Origin of the sequence: Micromonospora sp. NPDC005707, assembly GCF_040631005.1 — a bacterium.
Lineage (GTDB): Bacteria > Actinomycetota > Actinomycetes > Mycobacteriales > Micromonosporaceae > Micromonospora.
This window is the reverse complement of record NZ_JBEXYR010000007.1, coordinates 20,024-35,745: the sequence shown is the minus strand read 5'-3', so window position 1 is coordinate 35,745 and position 15,722 is coordinate 20,024. Positions and strand designations below refer to the sequence as shown.

Below are 15,722 nucleotides of genomic sequence, written 5' to 3'. Positions count from 1 at the left end.
TAGCCTCCGGCCATGAGGACCTGGGGACCGCCCGTGGCGCTGGCCGCCGCCCTGCTCGTGCCGGCATCGATGCTGCCCACGCCCGCCGCGGCCGGCGCACGGGCGGGCCTGTCCGCGACCCGTGCCGGCCGGCTGCCCGCCGGGGCGCCGCCCTGTCCGAACGTGCCGGCCCCGGCGAGCCGGCCGCCGCAGCCGCCGCCCGTGGCCGGCCCCGCCGCGCGGGCCGTCGGCGGCGCCGCCCTGTCCACCACCGGGCTGGTCCTGCCGTCGGCCGCGCCCGCGCCGCCGGCGGTGACCGCGACCTCCTGGGTGGTCGCCGACCTGGACACCGGCGCGGTGCTCGGTGGCTGCGGCCCGCACGAGTACGGCGTACCGGCCAGCGTGCAGAAGCTGCTGCTGGCGGCCACCATGCTGCCGAGGCTGGACCCCGGCCGCGAGGTGACCGTCACCGCGGAGGACCTGGCCATCGAGCCGGGCAGTTCGGCGGTCGGGCTGGCCGAGGGCGGCCGGTACCGGATCGAGACGATCTGGCTGGGGCTGCTGCTGAAGTCCGGCAACGAGGCGGCCAACGCCCTCGCCCGGCTGGGCGGCGGCCCGGACGGGACGGCCGGCGGCATCCGCGCCATGAACGAGGAGGCCCGGCGGCTGGGCGCGTTGCAGACCCACGCCGTCACACCGTCCGGGCTGGACGGTCCCGGGCAGTTCACCAGCGCGTACGACCTGGCGTTGATCGCCCGGGCCTGCTTCGCCGACCCGGCGTTCCGCCGGTACACCGCCACGCGCACCGCGCAGGTTCCGGCCCAGCCGGCGCTGCGGGAGAAGGCGTTCCAGATTCAGAACGACAACATGCTGCTCGACCACTACCCGGGCGCGATCGGCGGCAAGACGGGTTTCACCGACCTGGCCCGGCACACCTACGTGGGCGCCGCCGAACGGGGCGGGCGGCGCCTCGTGGTGACCCTGCTCGGCGCGGAGGTCACCACCCGGCGCGGCTGGCAGCAGGGGGCCGCCCTGCTCGACTGGGGCTTCGGCCTGCCGCGGGACGCGTCGGTGGGCCGGCTGGTCGGCCCCGGCGAGCTGGACCGCGCCGCCGCGACGCCGACCGGGCCGGCGTCGGCCCTCGCGGGGGGCGCGGGGCTGGCCGGCGCCGGCTCGCCGGCCGCCGAGACCTGGCCGGGAGTCGGCCCGTCGGTCGCGGTCGGCGTGGTGCTGGTGGCCGGGGGAGCGGTGCTGCTGGCCCGGCGCCGCCGGCACGCCGCGCTCGCCGCGCTGCCGCCCGGCGCGACCCTCGGCGGCGAGAGGGTCCCGGACGACGACTGACGCGGCTGCGGCCTACCGGCCGGCGGGGCGCGCGGTGCTGTCCCGCACCACCAGTTGGGTCGCCAGCTCCACCCGCGGCGACTCGAGCTCCTCGCCCTGCGCCAGGCGCAGCACGGTGCGGGCGGCGAGCCGGCCCATCTCCACCAACGGCTGGCGCACCGTGGTCAGCGGCGGGGAGGCCCACCGGGCCTCCGGCAGGTCGTCGAAGCCGACGACGCTCACCTCGTCGGCCACCCGCAGCCCGCGCCGGCGGACCGCCTCGTAGACCCCGAAGGCCATCTGGTCACTGGCCGCGAAGATCGCGGTCGGCGGGTCGTCGAGGTCGAGCAGCGCGCTGCCGGCGGCGAAGCCGGAGGCGTGGTAGAAGTCGCCGGGCTGCACCAGCCGGTCGTCCAGCGGCGCGCCGGCCGCCTCCAGCGCGGCCCGGTAGCCGTCCAGCCGGGCCCGGCTGCACAGCAGGTGGGTCGGGCCGGCCACGAAGCCGATCCGGCGGTGGCCGAGCCCCAGCAGGTGCTCGGTGGCGGCCAGGCCGCCGGCCCAGTTGGTCGCCCCGATCGCCGGCACGTCCGTGTCCGGCACGCCGGCGGCCGGGTCGACCACCACCACCGGCACGTTGAGCCGGCGCAGCTGGGCGTGCACCGGCGGGGTCAGGTGGGAGGTCACCACGATGACCCCGTCCGAGGCGCGGGCCCGCAGGTTCTGCAACCACCTGCGGGTCGAGGTCGACTCGCTGTGGATCGCCGACACGACGGTGCCCACGCCGGCGGCGTGGCCGACGTCCTCCACGCCCCGGATGATCTCCACGGCCCACGGGCTGTCGAGGTCGTTGAAGACCAGGTCGACCAGGTCCGCCCGGCGCACCGTGCGGCTGCCCCGGCGCTGGTAGCCGTGGTGGCGCAGCAGTTCCTCGACCCGTTCCCGGGTGTCCGGCGCGACGTCCGAGCGCCCGTTGAGCACCCGGGACACGGTGGGCACGGAGACGCCCGCCTCCCGCGCGATCGCGGTGATGGTCACCCTGGGCTCGTCGTCCGCGTTCACCCGTGTCCCCTCCGCCGGCCGGAGGTGCCGGCCGCGAACCGTGGGACGGCGAGGCCCGTCCCACCGGCCATCTTGCCGTACGGGCGCCGGTTGACGAACGGCCGATGCGGCCCGGGGGACCGGTGATGCTGGTAGACACGGCAGGGTGGGGACCGGGACACGGGTGGCCGCGGCCCTGGCCGTGCTGGCCACCGCGCTCGCCACCGGGTGCCAGCGACCCGCCCCGCGCCCGGCCCCGTCCGCGCCACCCGCGCCGTCGGCCGCCCCGAGCGGTCCCCGCGCCCCGGCCGACGTCGTCGACCTGGCCGCCGTCGACCCGGGCATCCGCACCGACATCCGGTACGCCACCGCGCACAACTTCGTCGGCCGGCCGATCACCGGCTATGCCGAGCCGCTCTGCCTGCTCACCCGCCGGGCCGCGGAGGCGCTGCACCGGGTGCAGGCCGCCGCCCTGGCGCAGGACCGCAGCCTCAAGGTGTACGACTGCTACCGCCCACAGCGGGCGGTGGACGAGTTCGTCGCCTGGGCGAAACTCCCCGGCGAGCAGCAGATGAAGGGAGAGTTCTATCCGGACGAGCCGAAGAGCCGGCTCTTCGCCGACGGCTACATCGGCGCGCCGACCGCCCACAGCCGGGGAAGCACCCTCGACCTGACGCTGGTCCCGGCGTCCACCCCGGACCAGCCGCCTTTCGTGCCGGGCCAGCCGCTCACCGCCTGCACCGCGCCGGCCGGGCGGCGCTTCCCGGACAACTCCGTCGACATGGGCACCGGGTTCGACTGCTTCGACCCCCGCGCGCACACCGCGGACGCGCGGATCACCGGGGCGGCCCGGGACAACCGGGAGCTGCTGAAGCGGCTCATGACCGGGCAGGGCTTCGAGAACTACCCGCGCGAGTGGTGGCACTACCGGTACGCCGACGAGCCGTACCCGGATACGTATTTCGACTTCCCGGTGGCCCGGTCGTCGCTGCGCTGACGGCTGCCCCGCCGACCGTCACCCGCCGCACCCCCGGCCCGGTCCGGAGGTGCGGCGCGCCCGCTCAGCCCTGGCCGGGCAGCGGCAGCCAGGCCAGCACGTCCTGGATCTTCGCGTCCCAGTAGGCCCAGTCGTGGTCGCCGGGGGAGAAGTCCACGGTGACCGGTACGCCCCGGCGGCGCGCCGTCTCCACGAAGCGGGTGTTGTCCTCGTACAGGAAGTCCTCGGTGCCGCAGGCGACGCGGAGCGCGGGCAGGTCGTCGCCGGCCCGCTCCAGCAGCGCCACCGTGTCGTCCTCGGGACCGGCCACGTCCCGGTCGCCCCAGACGGTGTGCCAGACGGCGGGGTCCATGGGGCTCGTGGGGTGGTGGCGTCGCCGGGCGACGTCCAGCGCGCCGGAGAGGCTGGCCGCCGCCGCGAACCGGTCCGGGTGGCGCAGGGCCCACTTCATCGCCCCGTAACCGCCCATGGACAGGCCGGCCACGAAGGTGTCCGCCCGCCGGTCGGAGAGGCGGAAGTACGACCGGCACACCTCGGGCAGTTCCTCGCTGAGGAAGGTCCAGTACCGGTTGCCGTTCGCCTCGTCGCAGTAGAAGCTGCGCTGCACCTGCGGCATGACCACGGCCAGCCCCAGCGGTGCGACGTACCGCTCGATCGCGGTGCGCCGGGTCCAGATGGTGTCGTCGTCGGTCAGGCCGTGCAGCAGGTAGAGCACCGGCGGGTCCCCGGCGGTGGCCCCGCCGGCCATGCCGATCCCGGCCGAACGGTCGGGCAGCAGCACCGTCATCGACGTGCCCATGCCGAGCGCCGAGGAGAAGAAGTCACACCGGATCCGGGCCATGGAGCGGGAGCGTACCCGGCCCCGGAGGCGGGCCCGATGGTGGTCGAATCGACCGTTCCTATTGCCGTGGGGCGTCCAGGGGGGACAGGATGACGAGGCGCGCCGGAAACACACCCGTAACCTGCGTGCAGCTGGTCTCTGTCACAAGGAAGTGGGAGTCAGTCATGAGCGACGTGTCGACAGCACTGGGTGTGCGCCTCTACCCGGACCTGGTCGAGCCGGGCGGCCTGGCTCCCGCGCTCGTGCAGACCGCGGCCCGGCACCAGCTCGACATCGGCCAGGTGACCGCCCCGGAGCAGGGGCGCAGCCGCTTCACCTGTGCCGAGGCGACCTCCGACCGGGGTGTGGTCTGCGTCAGCCTCGGCGCCCAGGCCCGCTACTTCATGATCGACCTCCGGGTCTCCGGTGAGGTGCAGGCCCGGGGCGACGCCACCGACCTGCTCCAGGTCGCCCAGGTGGCCGCCGCGTGGCGGGCCGGGTGCACGCTCGCCGAGCTGACCGCGCGCTACCCCTTCATGGAGGAGATGAAGCGCCACCCGGTGGCGCACGCCCAGTAGCGCACCGGCGGTAAATCGTTTGCCGGCGTCCGCGCCGGCTGCTGCAATCGACCACGACAGCCAGGGAAGGAGGAGCTCGAGATGCGAGCCGCGTGCATGTCCCCGCAGAAGCGAATCACCGCCGACCACAAGGACATGACGCTGCGTGAAAACCCTCAATCTCGGCATCCTCGCCCATGTCGACGCCGGTAAGACGAGCCTGACCGAACGGCTGCTGCACAGCGCCGGGGTCATCGACGAGCCCGGCAGCGTCGACGCCGGCAACACCCGCACCGACACGATGGCGCTGGAGCGCCAGCGGGGCATCACCATCCGCTCCGCCGTGGTCTCCTTCGCCGTCGCCGGGACCACCGTCAACCTCATCGACACTCCCGGCCACCCCGACTTCATCGCCGAGGTGGAACGCGTGCTCGGCGTGCTGGACGGCGCGGTGCTCGTGGTCTCCGCCGTCGAGGGCGTCCAGGCCCAGACCCGCGTGCTGGCCCGCACCCTGCGCCGCCTCGGCATTCCCACCCTGTTCTTCGTGAACAAGGTGGACCGGGCCGGTGCCGACCCGGAGGGGGTGCTGCGCCAGCTCGCCGACCGGCTCACCCCCGACGTCGTCGCCCTCGGCCGGGTCGACGCCGCCGGCACCCCGGGCGCCCGCTGGGTCCCGCACCCGCCGGGCGACCCCGACTACCACGGCCGCCTGGTCGACCTGCTCTCCGCGCACGACGACGCCCTGCTGGCCGCGTACGTGGCCGACGAGCGGGCAGCCACCCCGGACCGACTGCGGACGGCGCTCGCCGCGCAGACCGCCCGCGCCCGGGTGCACCCGGTGCTCGCCGGCTCCGCCATCACCGGCGCCGGAGTGGCCGACCTGATCGACGCGGTCACCGCGCTGCTCCCCGCCGACGCCGGAGACGACGACGCCCCGCTCTCCGGCGCCGTCTTCAAGGTCGAGCGCGGCCCGGCCGGGGAGAAGGTCGCGTACGCCCGGATCTTCGCCGGCACCGTGCGGGTCCGGGACCGGATCCGCCACGGCGGCGGCCAGGAGGCCCGGGTCACCGCCCTCGGCGTCTTCGACGGCGGCGACGCGGCGCCCGGCGACGCGGCCGGGGCCGGCCGGATCGTCCGGCTGCACGGCCTGGCCGGCGTACGCGTCGGCGACGTGCTCGGCGTCCCGCCCGAGCGCCCGGCCGCCCGCCACCACTTCGCCCCGCCCACGCTGGAGACCGTCGTCGAACCGCTACGCCCGGTCGACCGCCCGGCCCTGCACGCCGCCCTGACCCAGCTCGCCGAGCAGGACCCGCTCATCAACCTGCGCCAGGACGACCGGCGCCAGGAGATCGCCGTGTCCCTCTACGGCGAGGTGCAGAAGGAGGTCATCGAGGCCACCCTCGCCGACGACTACGGCGTCCCGGTCACCTTCCGGGAGACCACCACCGTCTGCGTGGAGCGGGTCGTGGGCGTCGGGACCGCCGTCGAGTGGATCGGCCGGGACCCCAACCCGTTCCTCGGCACCGTGGGCCTGCGCGTCGAGCCCGGGCCGGTCGGCGGCGGAGTCGAGTTCCGGCTCGGCATCGAACTCGGCTCGATGCCCCTGGCCTTCCTCAAGGCGATCGAGGAGACCGTCCGCGAGACCCTGCGGCAGGGCCTGCACGGCTGGGACGTCATCGACTGCGTGGTCACCCTCACCCACGGCGGCTACTGGGCCCGGCAGAGCCACGCCCACGGCGTGTTCGACAAGAGCATGTCCAGCACGGCCGGGGACTTCCGGAACCTCACCCCGCTGGTGCTGATGGCCGCGCTCACCCGCGCCGGCACCCGGGTGCACGAGCCGGTGCACCGCTTCCGGCTCGACCTTCCCGCCGACCTGGTCGGCACGGTGCTGCCCGTGCTCGCCGGGCTGGGCGCGGCGCCCCGCACCAGCACCCTGCGCGGCGCCGCCTACCTGGTCGAGGGGGAGGTGCCCGCCGGGCGGGTGCACGCGCTGGACCAGCGGCTGCCCGGGCTCACCCGTGGCGAGGGCACCCTGGAGGCCGAGTTCGACCACTACCGGCCGGTACGCGGACCCGCCCCGAGCCGGCCCCGCTGGGACCACGACCCGCTGCACCGCCGGGAGTACCTGCTGGCCGTCGCCCGACGGGTCACCGGCCGGTCGGCGCGCTGACCCGCGGGTACCGGGCGCGCACGGCGTCGACGCAGGTGTCGCGGGAGGTCGGGCCGCCGAACCGGAGCCGGTCGTAGCCGGTGAAGGCCGGCTCCAGCGCGTCCAGCTCGTCGACCAGCGCGTGCAGCCGGTCGAGCCAGGCCGCCGATCCGGCGTCCGGCTCGGCCGGCGCCGCCGCGATCGCCGCGGTCAGCTCGTCCTTGCGCCGGATCGACTCCGGCGTCACCGAGCGCAGGCAGACGTACCGGCCGCTCAGGTAGGCGTCCCACTCCGCCGCGCCCCGCGCCGGGTCCGCCCACCGCCCCACGAACCACCCGGGCAGCGCGTCCAGCCCGCCGGCCCGCTCCGCCAGCGCGAACAGGTCCGCCGGAACCATCTCCGCGCCGTCGAAGCGCAGGTAGCCCGGCAGCGGCAGCCGCCGGTCCAGCATCAACCGGCGTACGCCGTCCGGGTCCCGCCCGGACGCCGCGCACAGCGCGTCGAGCACCACGAACCGCGCGCTGACGTACGCGTCGTCCGCCGCCGTCATGGGGTGCTCCCCGTTGACCTCGCGGAACCGTTCCGCCACCCGACGCCGCCAGTCCATCCCGTACCCCTTCCGCCTTTTGCCTGGTCCGACGCTAGACCGGGGATCGTTCGGGGACGGCCGAAACATCCTCGCCAATATCCGTTGCGGCGCTCCGGCCCCCGCCCGTACCGTGAACGGGCCAACATCAACCGGTTCCACCACCCAGGGAGCACACCGTGTCGCAGCAGAACCGCACCCAGGCCGAGCGGCCCGCGCCGCGCGGCGGTGCCCTGCCGCGCGAAGCGGGCCAGGGTCGCTGCCGACGGCAGCAGTGGCAACCGGGGTGGTGGCGCGACTAAGCGCCGGCGCGACACGACGCGCAGCCGCCCGCCCCGAGACCAGGGACAGGGCGGCTTTTTCGTCACCGGGTCCGAGGGGCGTAGCTCAACGGAAGAGCACCGGATTCCAAACCCGACGGTTGCAGGTTCGAATCCTGCCGCCCCTGCGTCACCTCGTCCCGACCTCCGGCCGGTGACGTCGCATTTTCTCAACTCCACAGTGGACGGCATGAGCACGATCCCGGCCGGCGCCTCGCGCGCCGGCCGGGCAACCGGGACGAGGGAGCTGGCTGACCCGCTCGCCTTGGGCGCGAGAGACACGCGGTTCGATTCCGTGGTCCCGGACATCACGCGGACGGCACCCGCCGTCCCGCGGGCCGTTGGAGCAATTGGCAGCTCACCCGGTTCTCACCCGGGAGGCTACGGGTTCGAATCCCGTACGGCCTACGACACCACCCCTGAACCGAGGAGACGACGATGGGTTTCACCCCGCTGGCCGGTACCCGGGCGCCGGTCCGGGTCTGGACCGACCCGTACACGATCGAGGCGCAGGCGGCCCGGCAGCTGCGCAACATCGGCGCGCTGCCCTGGGTGCAGGGCGTCGCCGTCATGCCAGACGTGCACTTCGGCAAGGGCGCCACGGTGGGCTCGGTCATCGCCATGCGGCAGGCCGTGTCGCCCGCCGCGGTCGGCGTCGACATCGGCTGCGGGATGTCCGCGGTCCGCACCTCGCTCACCGCGGCCGACCTGCCCGACGACCTCGGCCCGCTGCGGAGCGCGATCGAGGCGGCCATCCCGGTCGGCTTCAGCATGCGCGCCGACGCGGTCGACCCGCGCCGGGTCCGCGGCCTGGAGCAGGGCGGCTGGGACAAGTTCTGGCAGCGCTTCGGCACGCTCGACCGGAAGGTGGCGCAGCTGGAGACCCGGGCACAGCGCCAGCTGGGCACGCTCGGCGGCGGGAACCACTTCATCGAGGTCTGCCTCGAGCAGGGCGGCCCGGACGAGGGCCGGGTCTGGCTGATGCTGCACTCCGGGTCCCGCAACATCGGCAAGGAACTGGCCGAGCGGCACATGGCGGTGGCCCGCGGGCTGCCGCACAACGTCGACCTGCCCGACCGGGACCTCGCGGTGTTCCTCGCCGGCACCCCGGAGATGGACGCCTACCGCCGGGACCTCTGGTGGGCGCAGGAGTACGCGCGCCGCAACCGGGCCGTCATGCTCGCCGTGCTCTGCGGCGTCGTCCGGGACGAGTTCCCGCAGGTCGGCTACGACGAGCCGATCTCCTGCCACCACAACTACGTGGCGGAGGAGAGCTACGACGGGGTCGAGGTGCTGGTGACCCGCAAGGGCGCGATCCGGGCCGGCCGCGGTGACCTGGGCATCATCCCGGGGTCGATGGGCACCGGGTCGTACATCGTGCGTGGCAAGGGCAACCTCGACGCGTACTGCTCGGCGTCGCACGGGGCCGGGCGGCGGATGTCGCGGGGGCAGGCGAAGCGGACGTACAGCACGGCCGACCTGGCCGCGCAGACGGCAGGCGTCGAGTGCCGCAAGGACGCCGGGGTGGTCGACGAGATCCCCGGCGCGTACAAGGACATCACCCAGGTGATGGCCCAGCAGGAGGACCTGGTCGAGGTGGTCGCCCACCTCAAGCAGGTCGTCTGTGTGAAGGGTTGAACCGACCGGCGCCCCTGGAGGGGGTGGGGCGCCGGTCGTCCGCCCCGGTGGCGCAGCGGAGAGCGCGCCGGTCTACGAAACCGGAGAGCCCAGGTTCGAATCCTGGTCGGGGCACGGTCCGCGGTCCGCGGATCCCATGCGAGCTGGTGCAACCAGGCAGCACATCCGACTCTGGATCGGAGAATTGAGGTTCGAATCCTCAGCTCGCAGCGACAACTAGCGGCTGCGTCGCGCGATCCGCACGCCGATCGCGATCGCGCCGATGACGAGCAGGCCGGCCAGGAGCTGGAGGCCGGGCGAGTCGTCGGCCTCCCCGTACAAGAGGCCGGCGACGCCCAGCGCGACGGCGAGGACGGCGACGAGGCCCAGCACGTACTTCATCGGTTGTCTCCTTCTTCCTCGACCCACTCGAGCAGGTCACCGGGCTGGCAGTCCAGCACCCGGCACATGGCCTCCAGGGTGCTGAAGCGGACGGCCTTGGCGCGGCCGTTCTTCAGCACCGCGACGTTGGCCGGGGTGAGCCCGACCCGCTCGGCGAACTCGCCGACGCTCATCTTGCGTTTGGCCAGCTCGACATCGATGCGGACGACGATGGGCATCAGATCACCGCTTCCATGTCGGTCCGGAGCGTGGTGGCCTGCCGCAGCAGCTCGCGCATCACCACCATGAGCAGCCCGAGCACGGTCACCCCGGTCACCAGCAGGAACAGCAGGAGCGGTAGGCCCGGGTCGTTCGCGTGGAAGCCGACGTAGAGGAAGACGCCCACCAGCACCACCCACGCGGCGGCGATGGCCCACACGATCGCATCCACCCACGCCAGCGACGCCTCGCTGAAGATGCGGTCCTTCTTGACCAGGGTGAGCAGCTGCCAGGTGCACACGATCACCACCTGCACGCAGAGCACCCAGAACACCGACACCGCGGTCGCCGGCCACCTCAGGTAGGCCAGGTCCGGATTCTCCCTGGCCATGTGCGCGAACTGCCCGGGCAGCGACATGGTCTGGAACAGGACAAGGATCCCGAACAGCAGCACGAGGAAGGCTTTGAGCGGAGCCACCGCCCGTTGAGCTGTGAACATGCATCGACTATCGCTCGTAACCTATCGAAAGTCAATCGGTTTCGGCCGACACCCATGCCCCGTGGCGCAGCGGAGAGCGCGTCGGATTCCGAATCCGAAGGCCGCTGGTTCGAATCCAGCCGGGGGCACGCACCGACCCGACCAAGTGCCCGAGTGGACAGGGAGCGGACTGCAACTCCGCGCACCGGGGTTCGAGTCCCCGCTTGGTCTCGACCATGCCGTCCGCTGTGGAGTCGCCTCACCGGCCGGCGGCCAGCTGGACCGGGATGCGGACCACGTTGATCCGGGAGCCGTCGCGCGCCGACACCTCGTACACCTCGATGGTGCCCGGTCCGGGTGCCGCCGGCCGGTAGCGGACGCTGAGCCGGTAGGCGCCGCGGCAGCCGGAGCCGCAGGAGGCCGTGGTGAACGCGGTGCCGATCTCCTGGCCCGCCGCGTCCAGCACCCGGACGCTCACGGTCGCCTCGTAGACGTCGGCGGTCCCGGTGACGGTGATCGGGCTGGTGACCCGGTCGCCGACGGCCGGGGCGGTCACCACGATCGGGGGCAGCAGGTCGGCGTAGTCGTCCCGCCCGGTCGCCGTGTCGGTCGGGGCGAAGGCGACCCGCCGGACGGTGGGGAACTGGGTGAGCGTCCAGACCACCTGGGCGCGGCGCAGCCGGGCGGTCGTCGCCCCGCCCGCGTCGAAACCGGCCGGCGGGGCCAGGGTCGCCACCCCGCCGGCGATGCGGGTGACCTGCGTGCCGGCCGGGACCAGGGTGGTCAGGCCGGTGGCGCTCTCGGCCGGGGACGGGCCGGCGGCCAGTTCGGTGAGCGCCAGCCGGGATGTGGCCACGGTGGCCGGCAGCGTACGCCGGGTGGGCACGAGCTTCCCGCTCCGGGCGAACCAGAGCTGCACGGTCAGCGTCCCGTCCGGCCCGGTCGGGGCGGCGGTGGTCGGCGTACCCGTCGTGGCGGGCGTGGTCGGGGTGCCCGGCGCGGGCGGGGTCGGCGCGGGCGTGCCGGTCGGTCCGGCGGCGGCGGAGCTGGTGGGCGACGGGCCGGCCGGGGCGGGCCCGAGGGTGCCGGTGCGCGGCGGGGCGCAGCCGGCGGTGATCAGCAGCAGCGCGGCGAGCGGAGGGATCAGGCGTCGCATGAGGTGTCCCCGGTGTCGAGGGGAAGGGTGAGGCGGAAGCGGGTGCCGTGGCCGACCTCGCTGGTCACGTCGAGCCGGCCGCCGAGCAGCCGGGCGTTCTCCCGCGCGATGGCCAGGCCGAGCCCGCTGCCGGGTCCGGTGCGGGCCGGGTCCGCCTTGTAGAACCGGTCGAAGATGTGGGCCAGGTGCTCGGCCGGGATGCCGGGCCCGCGGTCGGCCACCTCGATGACGAGGTCGGCGCCGGTGTGCCGGATCTCGGCGTGCAGGTCGCCGCCGCCGTGCTCGACCCCGTTGGCGACCAGGTTGCTCAGGATCCGTTCGAGCCGGCGCGGGTCGGTCACCGCGGGCGGCGCGTCGCCGTCCACGTCGGTGCGGGCGGCGTCCGGGTGGGCGGCGACGATCCGGCGCAGCAGCGCGCCGACGTCCACCGGGCGGGTGGCGAGCACCTCCCGCCCGGCGTCCAGGCGGGAGATCTCCATCAGTTCCTCGACCAGCCGGCGCAGCCGGACCACGTCGGCGACGAGCAGTTCGGCGGCGCGGCGGGCGTCGGCCGGGAGGGTGTCGAGCTGGTCGGCGAGCAGCGAGGCCGCCGCCACCAGGGCGGTGACCGGGGTACGCAGCTCGTGCGCCACGTCGCCGGTGAACCGCCGCTCCCGCGCCTGGGCCTGGGACAGCGCTTCGATCTTGGTTTCCAGCGCCTCGGCCATCTCGTTGAAGGAGCTGGCCCAGGCGCTGAACTCGTCCCGGCCGCGCACCGGCAGCCGGGTGTGCAGCAGCCCCTCGGCGACGGCCCGCGCGGCCCGGCTGGCCCGGCCGACGGGTTCCAGGGTGCGGCGGGCGAGGGCGTTGCCCACGCCGGCGGCGAGCAGCACGACCGCCGCCCAACCGATCACCGAGGCGGTGCGGAGCTGGTCGAGGGCGTCGACGAGGTCGTCCTCGACGGTCACCACGTACAGCTCGGCGGTGGAGCCGGGGATCCGGCCGCCGACGACCAGCAGGTGGGGCCGGCCGGTGGTGCGCTGGAAGCCGAGCTGCCCGGCGGCGACGGCGGCCCGCAGGTCGGGGTCGGGGGTGGGCGCGTAGCGGGGGTTGGACGCCTGGGGGTCCCCGGCGACCAGCAGCACGTGGCGGCCGGACTCCTCGAAGCTGGCCAGCAGGTCGGTGCGGCGGGCGTCGGTCAGCGGCAGGAACTGCGCGGCGACCACGAGCTGGTAGCGGGCGTCGGCGGCGGCGCGTTGCAGCGAGCCGTCGAACCGGGCCTGCCGCAGCATGAGGTAGGACCCGGTGGCCAGCGCGCCGGCGGACATGCCGGCCACGAGGACGAACGCGACGACGAGCCGGCGCCGCAGCCGCCCGGGTACGACTCTGCCGGCCACCATGGCGCGCTCACCCCGTCGAGAGTTTGTAGCCGGCCCCGCGGACGGTCCGGATCAGGGTCGGCGCCCCGGGGTCGTCCTCCACCTTGGCGCGCAGGCGCTGCACGGCGACGTCGACGAGCCGGGAGTCGCCGAGATAGCTGTGTCCCCAGACCCGGTCGAGCAGCAGTTCGCGGGTGAACACCTGCCCGGGGCGCCGGGCCAGCTCCAGGAGCAGCCGGAACTCGGTGGCCGTGAGGGTCAGCTCGCGGCCGTCGCGGCGGGCCACGAAGCGGGCCGGGTCGATCTCCAGCGGCCCGGCGGTCACGGTGGTCTCGGGGGCCGGTGCGACGGTCCGGCGGAGCACGGCACGGACCCGGGCGACCAGCTCCGGCAGGTCGAACGGCTTGCGGAGGTAGTCGTCGGCCCCGCACTCCAGGCCGACCACGACGTCGATGGTGTCGGTGCGGGCGGTGAGCATGAGGATCGGCACCTGACTGGTGCGCCGGATCTCCCGGCACACCTCGAATCCGTCCAGGCGGGGGAGCATCACGTCGAGCACGATGAGGTCGACCGGGCCGGCCCGCCAGGCGGCCAGGCCGGCCGGGCCGTCGGCGGCGGTGGTCACCCGGAACCCGGCCCGGCGCAGGCCGAGGGCCGTCACCTCCCGGATGGAGGCGTCGTCCTCGACGACCAGCACGCGGCCCTCCATGACCACTCAGGGTAGTCCGGCGCGACGCTTGGGGGCGTGGGCGCAACGGACGGTGATGAGGGGCCGGTCGGCCCCTCTCACCTGGGGAAAGGTCACGCCTGCCACTGGTGGGCCACGTCGATCACGATGCGGCTGTGCGTGCCGGGGCCGCTGAGCACGAAGACCCGGAACGGCAGCCGGGCGCGGACGCCCACGGCGAAGGTGGTGTAGCCCTCGAAGCTGCCGCCGAAGACGACGTCCCGCAGCGTGCGGTAGCCCAGCACGGTCGCCGCGTGCTCGCCGACGCGGTAGGGCAGCGTGCCGACGTGCTCGTCGTCGTACGCGGGCGCCCGCAGCGACACCGACAGCAGCGCGCCACCGGCGGTGTACGGGCTCAGCGGAAGGCCCTGCCCCTCGGTGTACGTCTCGCCGTAGGCGATGAAGTAGCCGTTGGCCGGGCCGGCGAACTCGAAGACCACCCGGTCCCAGCAGTCGTGCCGCCCGGTGCGGACCTCGACGAGCGGGTCGGTGCTGAGGGTGCCGGCCGTCCGGGCCGTGCTGCCCCAGGTGATCCCGCAGTAGGGCGCCGCCGCGGTCGCGCCGCCCGTGCCGGCGACCAGCCCGCCGAGCACGACGACCAGCGCCAGCAGTGTTCTCCTCAGTCTCATGGTGGCCTCCCTGGCGGTGTGCCGGGACCCCGTCCGGCGTCCCTGCCCCAGACGGTCGGCGGGTCGTGCCACAGTGGCTTCGCAGCCGGGTAACCACCGGGTAACAGCGGTCACCCGGCGGCCGGGGGCAGCTCGTCCGGGTCGGGCAACGTGCGCACCGGGGAGCGGTACAGCGGCAGCCAGGTCAGCGCGGCGCCGATCGCGCCGACCCAGAGCGAGGTACGCGGGCCGGCGTGCTGGCCGAGCAGGCCGGCCAGCCCGGCGCCGACCGCGATCGCGCCGGTGAGCAGGAACCGGAAGGTGGCGTTCATCCGACCGAGCAACGCGTCCGGGGTGGCCCGCTGCCGCAAGCTGACGCCGATCACGTTGCCGATCCCGGTCCGCCAGGCCAGCGCCAGCCAGCCGACGCCGGCCAGCCACAGCCACGCGCCGGTGTCGATCAGGGCGACCAGTGCGCCGGCGGGGGCCACCAGCAGCCCGGGCAGCCAGAGGGCCCGGCCGTGCCCGATCCGGGCGGCCAGCGGACGGGCGGTCACCGCGCCGAGCAGCGCCCCGACTCCGCCGGCGCCGAGGAAGAGCCCGAGCGCGCCCGCGCCGAGCCCGAGCTCGCGCAGGAAGACCACCGGCAGCATGGTGGTCATCAGGTTCACCGTGAGGTTGATGCCGGCCAGCGACACGGCCAGCGGGCGGAGCAGCGGGTTGCCCAGCACGTGCCGGACGCCGTCGCCGAGTTGCCGGCCGAAGCCGCCCGCCGGCCGGTCCCGTCCGGCGGTGGCGGTGGCGGTGGGACGTACCCGGGTGAGGGCGAGCGCCGAGAGCAGGTGGGTGACCGCGTTCAGGGCCAGGGCGAGCGGGGCGCCGAGCCCCTGGACGAGCAGGCCGCCGAAACCCCGGCCGCCGATCTGGATGGTGGCGTTCGTCGTCATGAGCAGCGAGTTCGCCGCCACCAGGCGGTCCCGGCCGACCAGCTCCGGCAGGAAACTCTGCGCGGCCACGTCACCGAAGACCGTGCCGACGCCGGTGAGCAGCACGACCGCGTAGAGCTGGCCGAGGGTCAGCGCGTCCGCCCACCAGGCCAGCGGGATCGACGCGTACAGGGCGGCGCGGGCCAGGTCGGCGGCGACCATCACGGTGCGGCGGGGCGCCCGGTCCACCCAGACCCCGGCGGGCAGCCCGACCAGCAGGAAGGCCGTGGTGCCGAGCGCCGCGAGCAGGCCGACCTGGCCGGGGGTGGCGGCGAGCACCGACACGGCCAGCACCGGCACGGCCAGGTAGCCCACCTGGAACCCCAGGCTGTCGGTCAGGTTGGCCGCGTAGACATAGCGGAACGGGCGGGGCCAGCGGGTGGGCGCGGAGACGGTGGTGGTCATGCCAGGGACCCTGGTCGG

General features: G+C 74.7%; 16 protein-coding genes and 7 tRNA genes. 12 read left to right on the top strand and 11 right to left on the bottom strand.

All coding sequences use genetic code 11. The annotated features are described in order from the left end of the window. Window positions 1-12: 12 nt before the first annotated feature. Entirely contained in the window at window positions 13-1,320 is a 1,308-nt protein-coding gene (locus ABZ452_RS15340; protein ID WP_357942931.1) for a D-alanyl-D-alanine carboxypeptidase, read from the top strand. Between the two features lie 12 nt (window positions 1,321-1,332). On the opposite strand, the gene ABZ452_RS15335 is transcribed toward ABZ452_RS15340, so the two are convergent. After that, window positions 1,333-2,358: a LacI family DNA-binding transcriptional regulator gene (locus ABZ452_RS15335; RefSeq protein ID WP_357942929.1), complete on the bottom strand. Its 1,026-nt coding sequence runs from the start codon at window positions 2,356-2,358 to the stop codon at window positions 1,333-1,335. A gap of 145 nt (window positions 2,359-2,503) precedes the next feature. Here ABZ452_RS15335 and ABZ452_RS15330 point away from each other — a divergent pair, with 145 nt between their 5' ends. Beyond that, window positions 2,504-3,334 carry a M15 family metallopeptidase gene (locus tag ABZ452_RS15330; protein ID WP_357942927.1) on the top strand — a complete coding sequence of 277 codons (831 nt, stop codon included), beginning with the start codon at window positions 2,504-2,506 and terminating at the stop codon, window positions 3,332-3,334. Between the two features lie 64 nt (window positions 3,335-3,398). Here ABZ452_RS15330 and ABZ452_RS15325 read toward each other — a convergent pair whose 3' ends face one another. Next, window positions 3,399-4,175: an alpha/beta hydrolase family protein gene (locus ABZ452_RS15325; RefSeq protein WP_357942925.1), complete on the bottom strand. Its 777-nt coding sequence runs from the start codon at window positions 4,173-4,175 to the stop codon at window positions 3,399-3,401. 164 nt (window positions 4,176-4,339) lie between these two features. Between ABZ452_RS15325 and ABZ452_RS15320 the strand changes: the two genes are divergently transcribed. Next, window positions 4,340-4,732: a hypothetical protein gene (locus ABZ452_RS15320; RefSeq protein WP_357942923.1), complete on the top strand. Its 393-nt coding sequence runs from the start codon at window positions 4,340-4,342 to the stop codon at window positions 4,730-4,732. Window positions 4,733-4,877: 145 nt separating this feature from the next. Continuing rightward, window positions 4,878-6,884 carry a translation factor GTPase family protein gene (locus ABZ452_RS15315; protein WP_357942921.1) on the top strand — a complete coding sequence of 669 codons (2,007 nt, stop codon included), beginning with the start codon at window positions 4,878-4,880 and terminating at the stop codon, window positions 6,882-6,884. Here the strand turns inward: ABZ452_RS15315 and ABZ452_RS15310 are convergent. After that, complete coding sequence (locus ABZ452_RS15310; protein ID WP_357942919.1) at window positions 6,862-7,470, bottom strand: DUF6058 family natural product biosynthesis protein; 609 nt, start codon at window positions 7,468-7,470, stop codon at window positions 6,862-6,864. The two genes, ABZ452_RS15315 and ABZ452_RS15310, sit on opposite strands and share 23 nt — an antisense overlap. Window positions 7,471-7,825: 355 nt before the next feature. Between ABZ452_RS15310 and ABZ452_RS15305 the strand changes: the two genes are divergently transcribed. From ABZ452_RS15305 to ABZ452_RS15280, 6 genes are all read left to right on the top strand, one after another. Beyond that, window positions 7,826-7,897: transfer RNA gene (locus ABZ452_RS15305), tRNA-Trp, on the top strand. Between the two features lie 105 nt (window positions 7,898-8,002). Further along, window positions 8,003-8,075, top strand: a tRNA-Pro gene (locus tag ABZ452_RS15300). 29 nt (window positions 8,076-8,104) lie between these two features. Next, window positions 8,105-8,177 (top strand) — tRNA-Glu (locus ABZ452_RS15295). A gap of 30 nt (window positions 8,178-8,207) precedes the next feature. Then, complete coding sequence (locus ABZ452_RS15290) at window positions 8,208-9,407, top strand: RtcB family protein (RefSeq protein WP_357942917.1); 1,200 nt, start codon at window positions 8,208-8,210, stop codon at window positions 9,405-9,407. Between the two features lie 41 nt (window positions 9,408-9,448). After that, window positions 9,449-9,521, top strand: a tRNA-Arg gene (locus tag ABZ452_RS15285). 23 nt (window positions 9,522-9,544) lie between these two features. Beyond that, window positions 9,545-9,617, top strand: a tRNA-Gln gene (locus tag ABZ452_RS15280). Between the two features lie 6 nt (window positions 9,618-9,623). Here the strand turns inward: ABZ452_RS15280 and ABZ452_RS15275 are convergent. The 3 genes from ABZ452_RS15275 to ABZ452_RS15265 are packed head-to-tail and all read right to left on the bottom strand — an operon-like array spanning window position 9,624 to window position 10,485. Continuing rightward, a complete protein-coding gene (locus tag ABZ452_RS15275) occupies window positions 9,624-9,788 on the bottom strand; it encodes a hypothetical protein (RefSeq protein WP_357942916.1) in 165 nt (54 codons plus the stop codon). Beyond that, the gene (locus ABZ452_RS15270; protein ID WP_357942914.1) at window positions 9,785-10,006 is read right to left on the bottom strand and encodes a helix-turn-helix transcriptional regulator; all 222 of its coding nucleotides are present in this window, start codon (window positions 10,004-10,006) and stop codon (window positions 9,785-9,787) included. Before ABZ452_RS15270 ends, ABZ452_RS15275 begins: the two co-directional genes overlap by 4 nt. Continuing rightward, window positions 10,006-10,485 (bottom strand): DUF2975 domain-containing protein, encoded by a 480-nt coding sequence (locus ABZ452_RS15265; protein WP_357942912.1) that lies wholly within the window; start codon window positions 10,483-10,485, stop codon window positions 10,006-10,008. The genes ABZ452_RS15270 and ABZ452_RS15265 overlap by 1 nt, the downstream gene beginning before the upstream one ends. Window positions 10,486-10,541: 56 nt before the next feature. Between ABZ452_RS15265 and ABZ452_RS15260 the strand changes: the two genes are divergently transcribed. After that, window positions 10,542-10,613 (top strand) — tRNA-Arg (locus ABZ452_RS15260). A gap of 11 nt (window positions 10,614-10,624) precedes the next feature. After that, window positions 10,625-10,695 (top strand) — tRNA-Cys (locus tag ABZ452_RS15255). 28 nt (window positions 10,696-10,723) lie between these two features. On the opposite strand, the gene ABZ452_RS15250 is transcribed toward ABZ452_RS15255, so the two are convergent. The 5 genes from ABZ452_RS15250 to ABZ452_RS15230 all read right to left on the bottom strand — a co-directional run bounded on the left by ABZ452_RS15250 (window position 10,724) and on the right by ABZ452_RS15230 (window position 15,704). Beyond that, window positions 10,724-11,620 (bottom strand): Gmad2 immunoglobulin-like domain-containing protein, encoded by an 897-nt coding sequence (locus ABZ452_RS15250; RefSeq protein WP_357942910.1) that lies wholly within the window; start codon window positions 11,618-11,620, stop codon window positions 10,724-10,726. Continuing rightward, the gene (locus ABZ452_RS15245; protein ID WP_357942908.1) at window positions 11,608-12,999 is read right to left on the bottom strand and encodes a HAMP domain-containing sensor histidine kinase; all 1,392 of its coding nucleotides are present in this window, start codon (window positions 12,997-12,999) and stop codon (window positions 11,608-11,610) included. Before ABZ452_RS15245 ends, ABZ452_RS15250 begins: the two co-directional genes overlap by 13 nt. A gap of 7 nt (window positions 13,000-13,006) precedes the next feature. Next, complete coding sequence (locus tag ABZ452_RS15240) at window positions 13,007-13,687, bottom strand: response regulator transcription factor (protein WP_357942906.1); 681 nt, start codon at window positions 13,685-13,687, stop codon at window positions 13,007-13,009. A gap of 92 nt (window positions 13,688-13,779) precedes the next feature. Further along, window positions 13,780-14,334, bottom strand: a complete 555-nt coding sequence (locus ABZ452_RS15235) for a hypothetical protein (RefSeq protein ID WP_357942904.1) — start codon at window positions 14,332-14,334, stop codon at window positions 13,780-13,782. Between the two features lie 110 nt (window positions 14,335-14,444). Then, window positions 14,445-15,704, bottom strand: coding sequence for an MFS transporter (locus ABZ452_RS15230; protein WP_357942902.1), 1,260 nt, complete (start codon window positions 15,702-15,704; stop codon window positions 14,445-14,447). Window positions 15,705-15,722 lie beyond the last annotated feature (18 nt).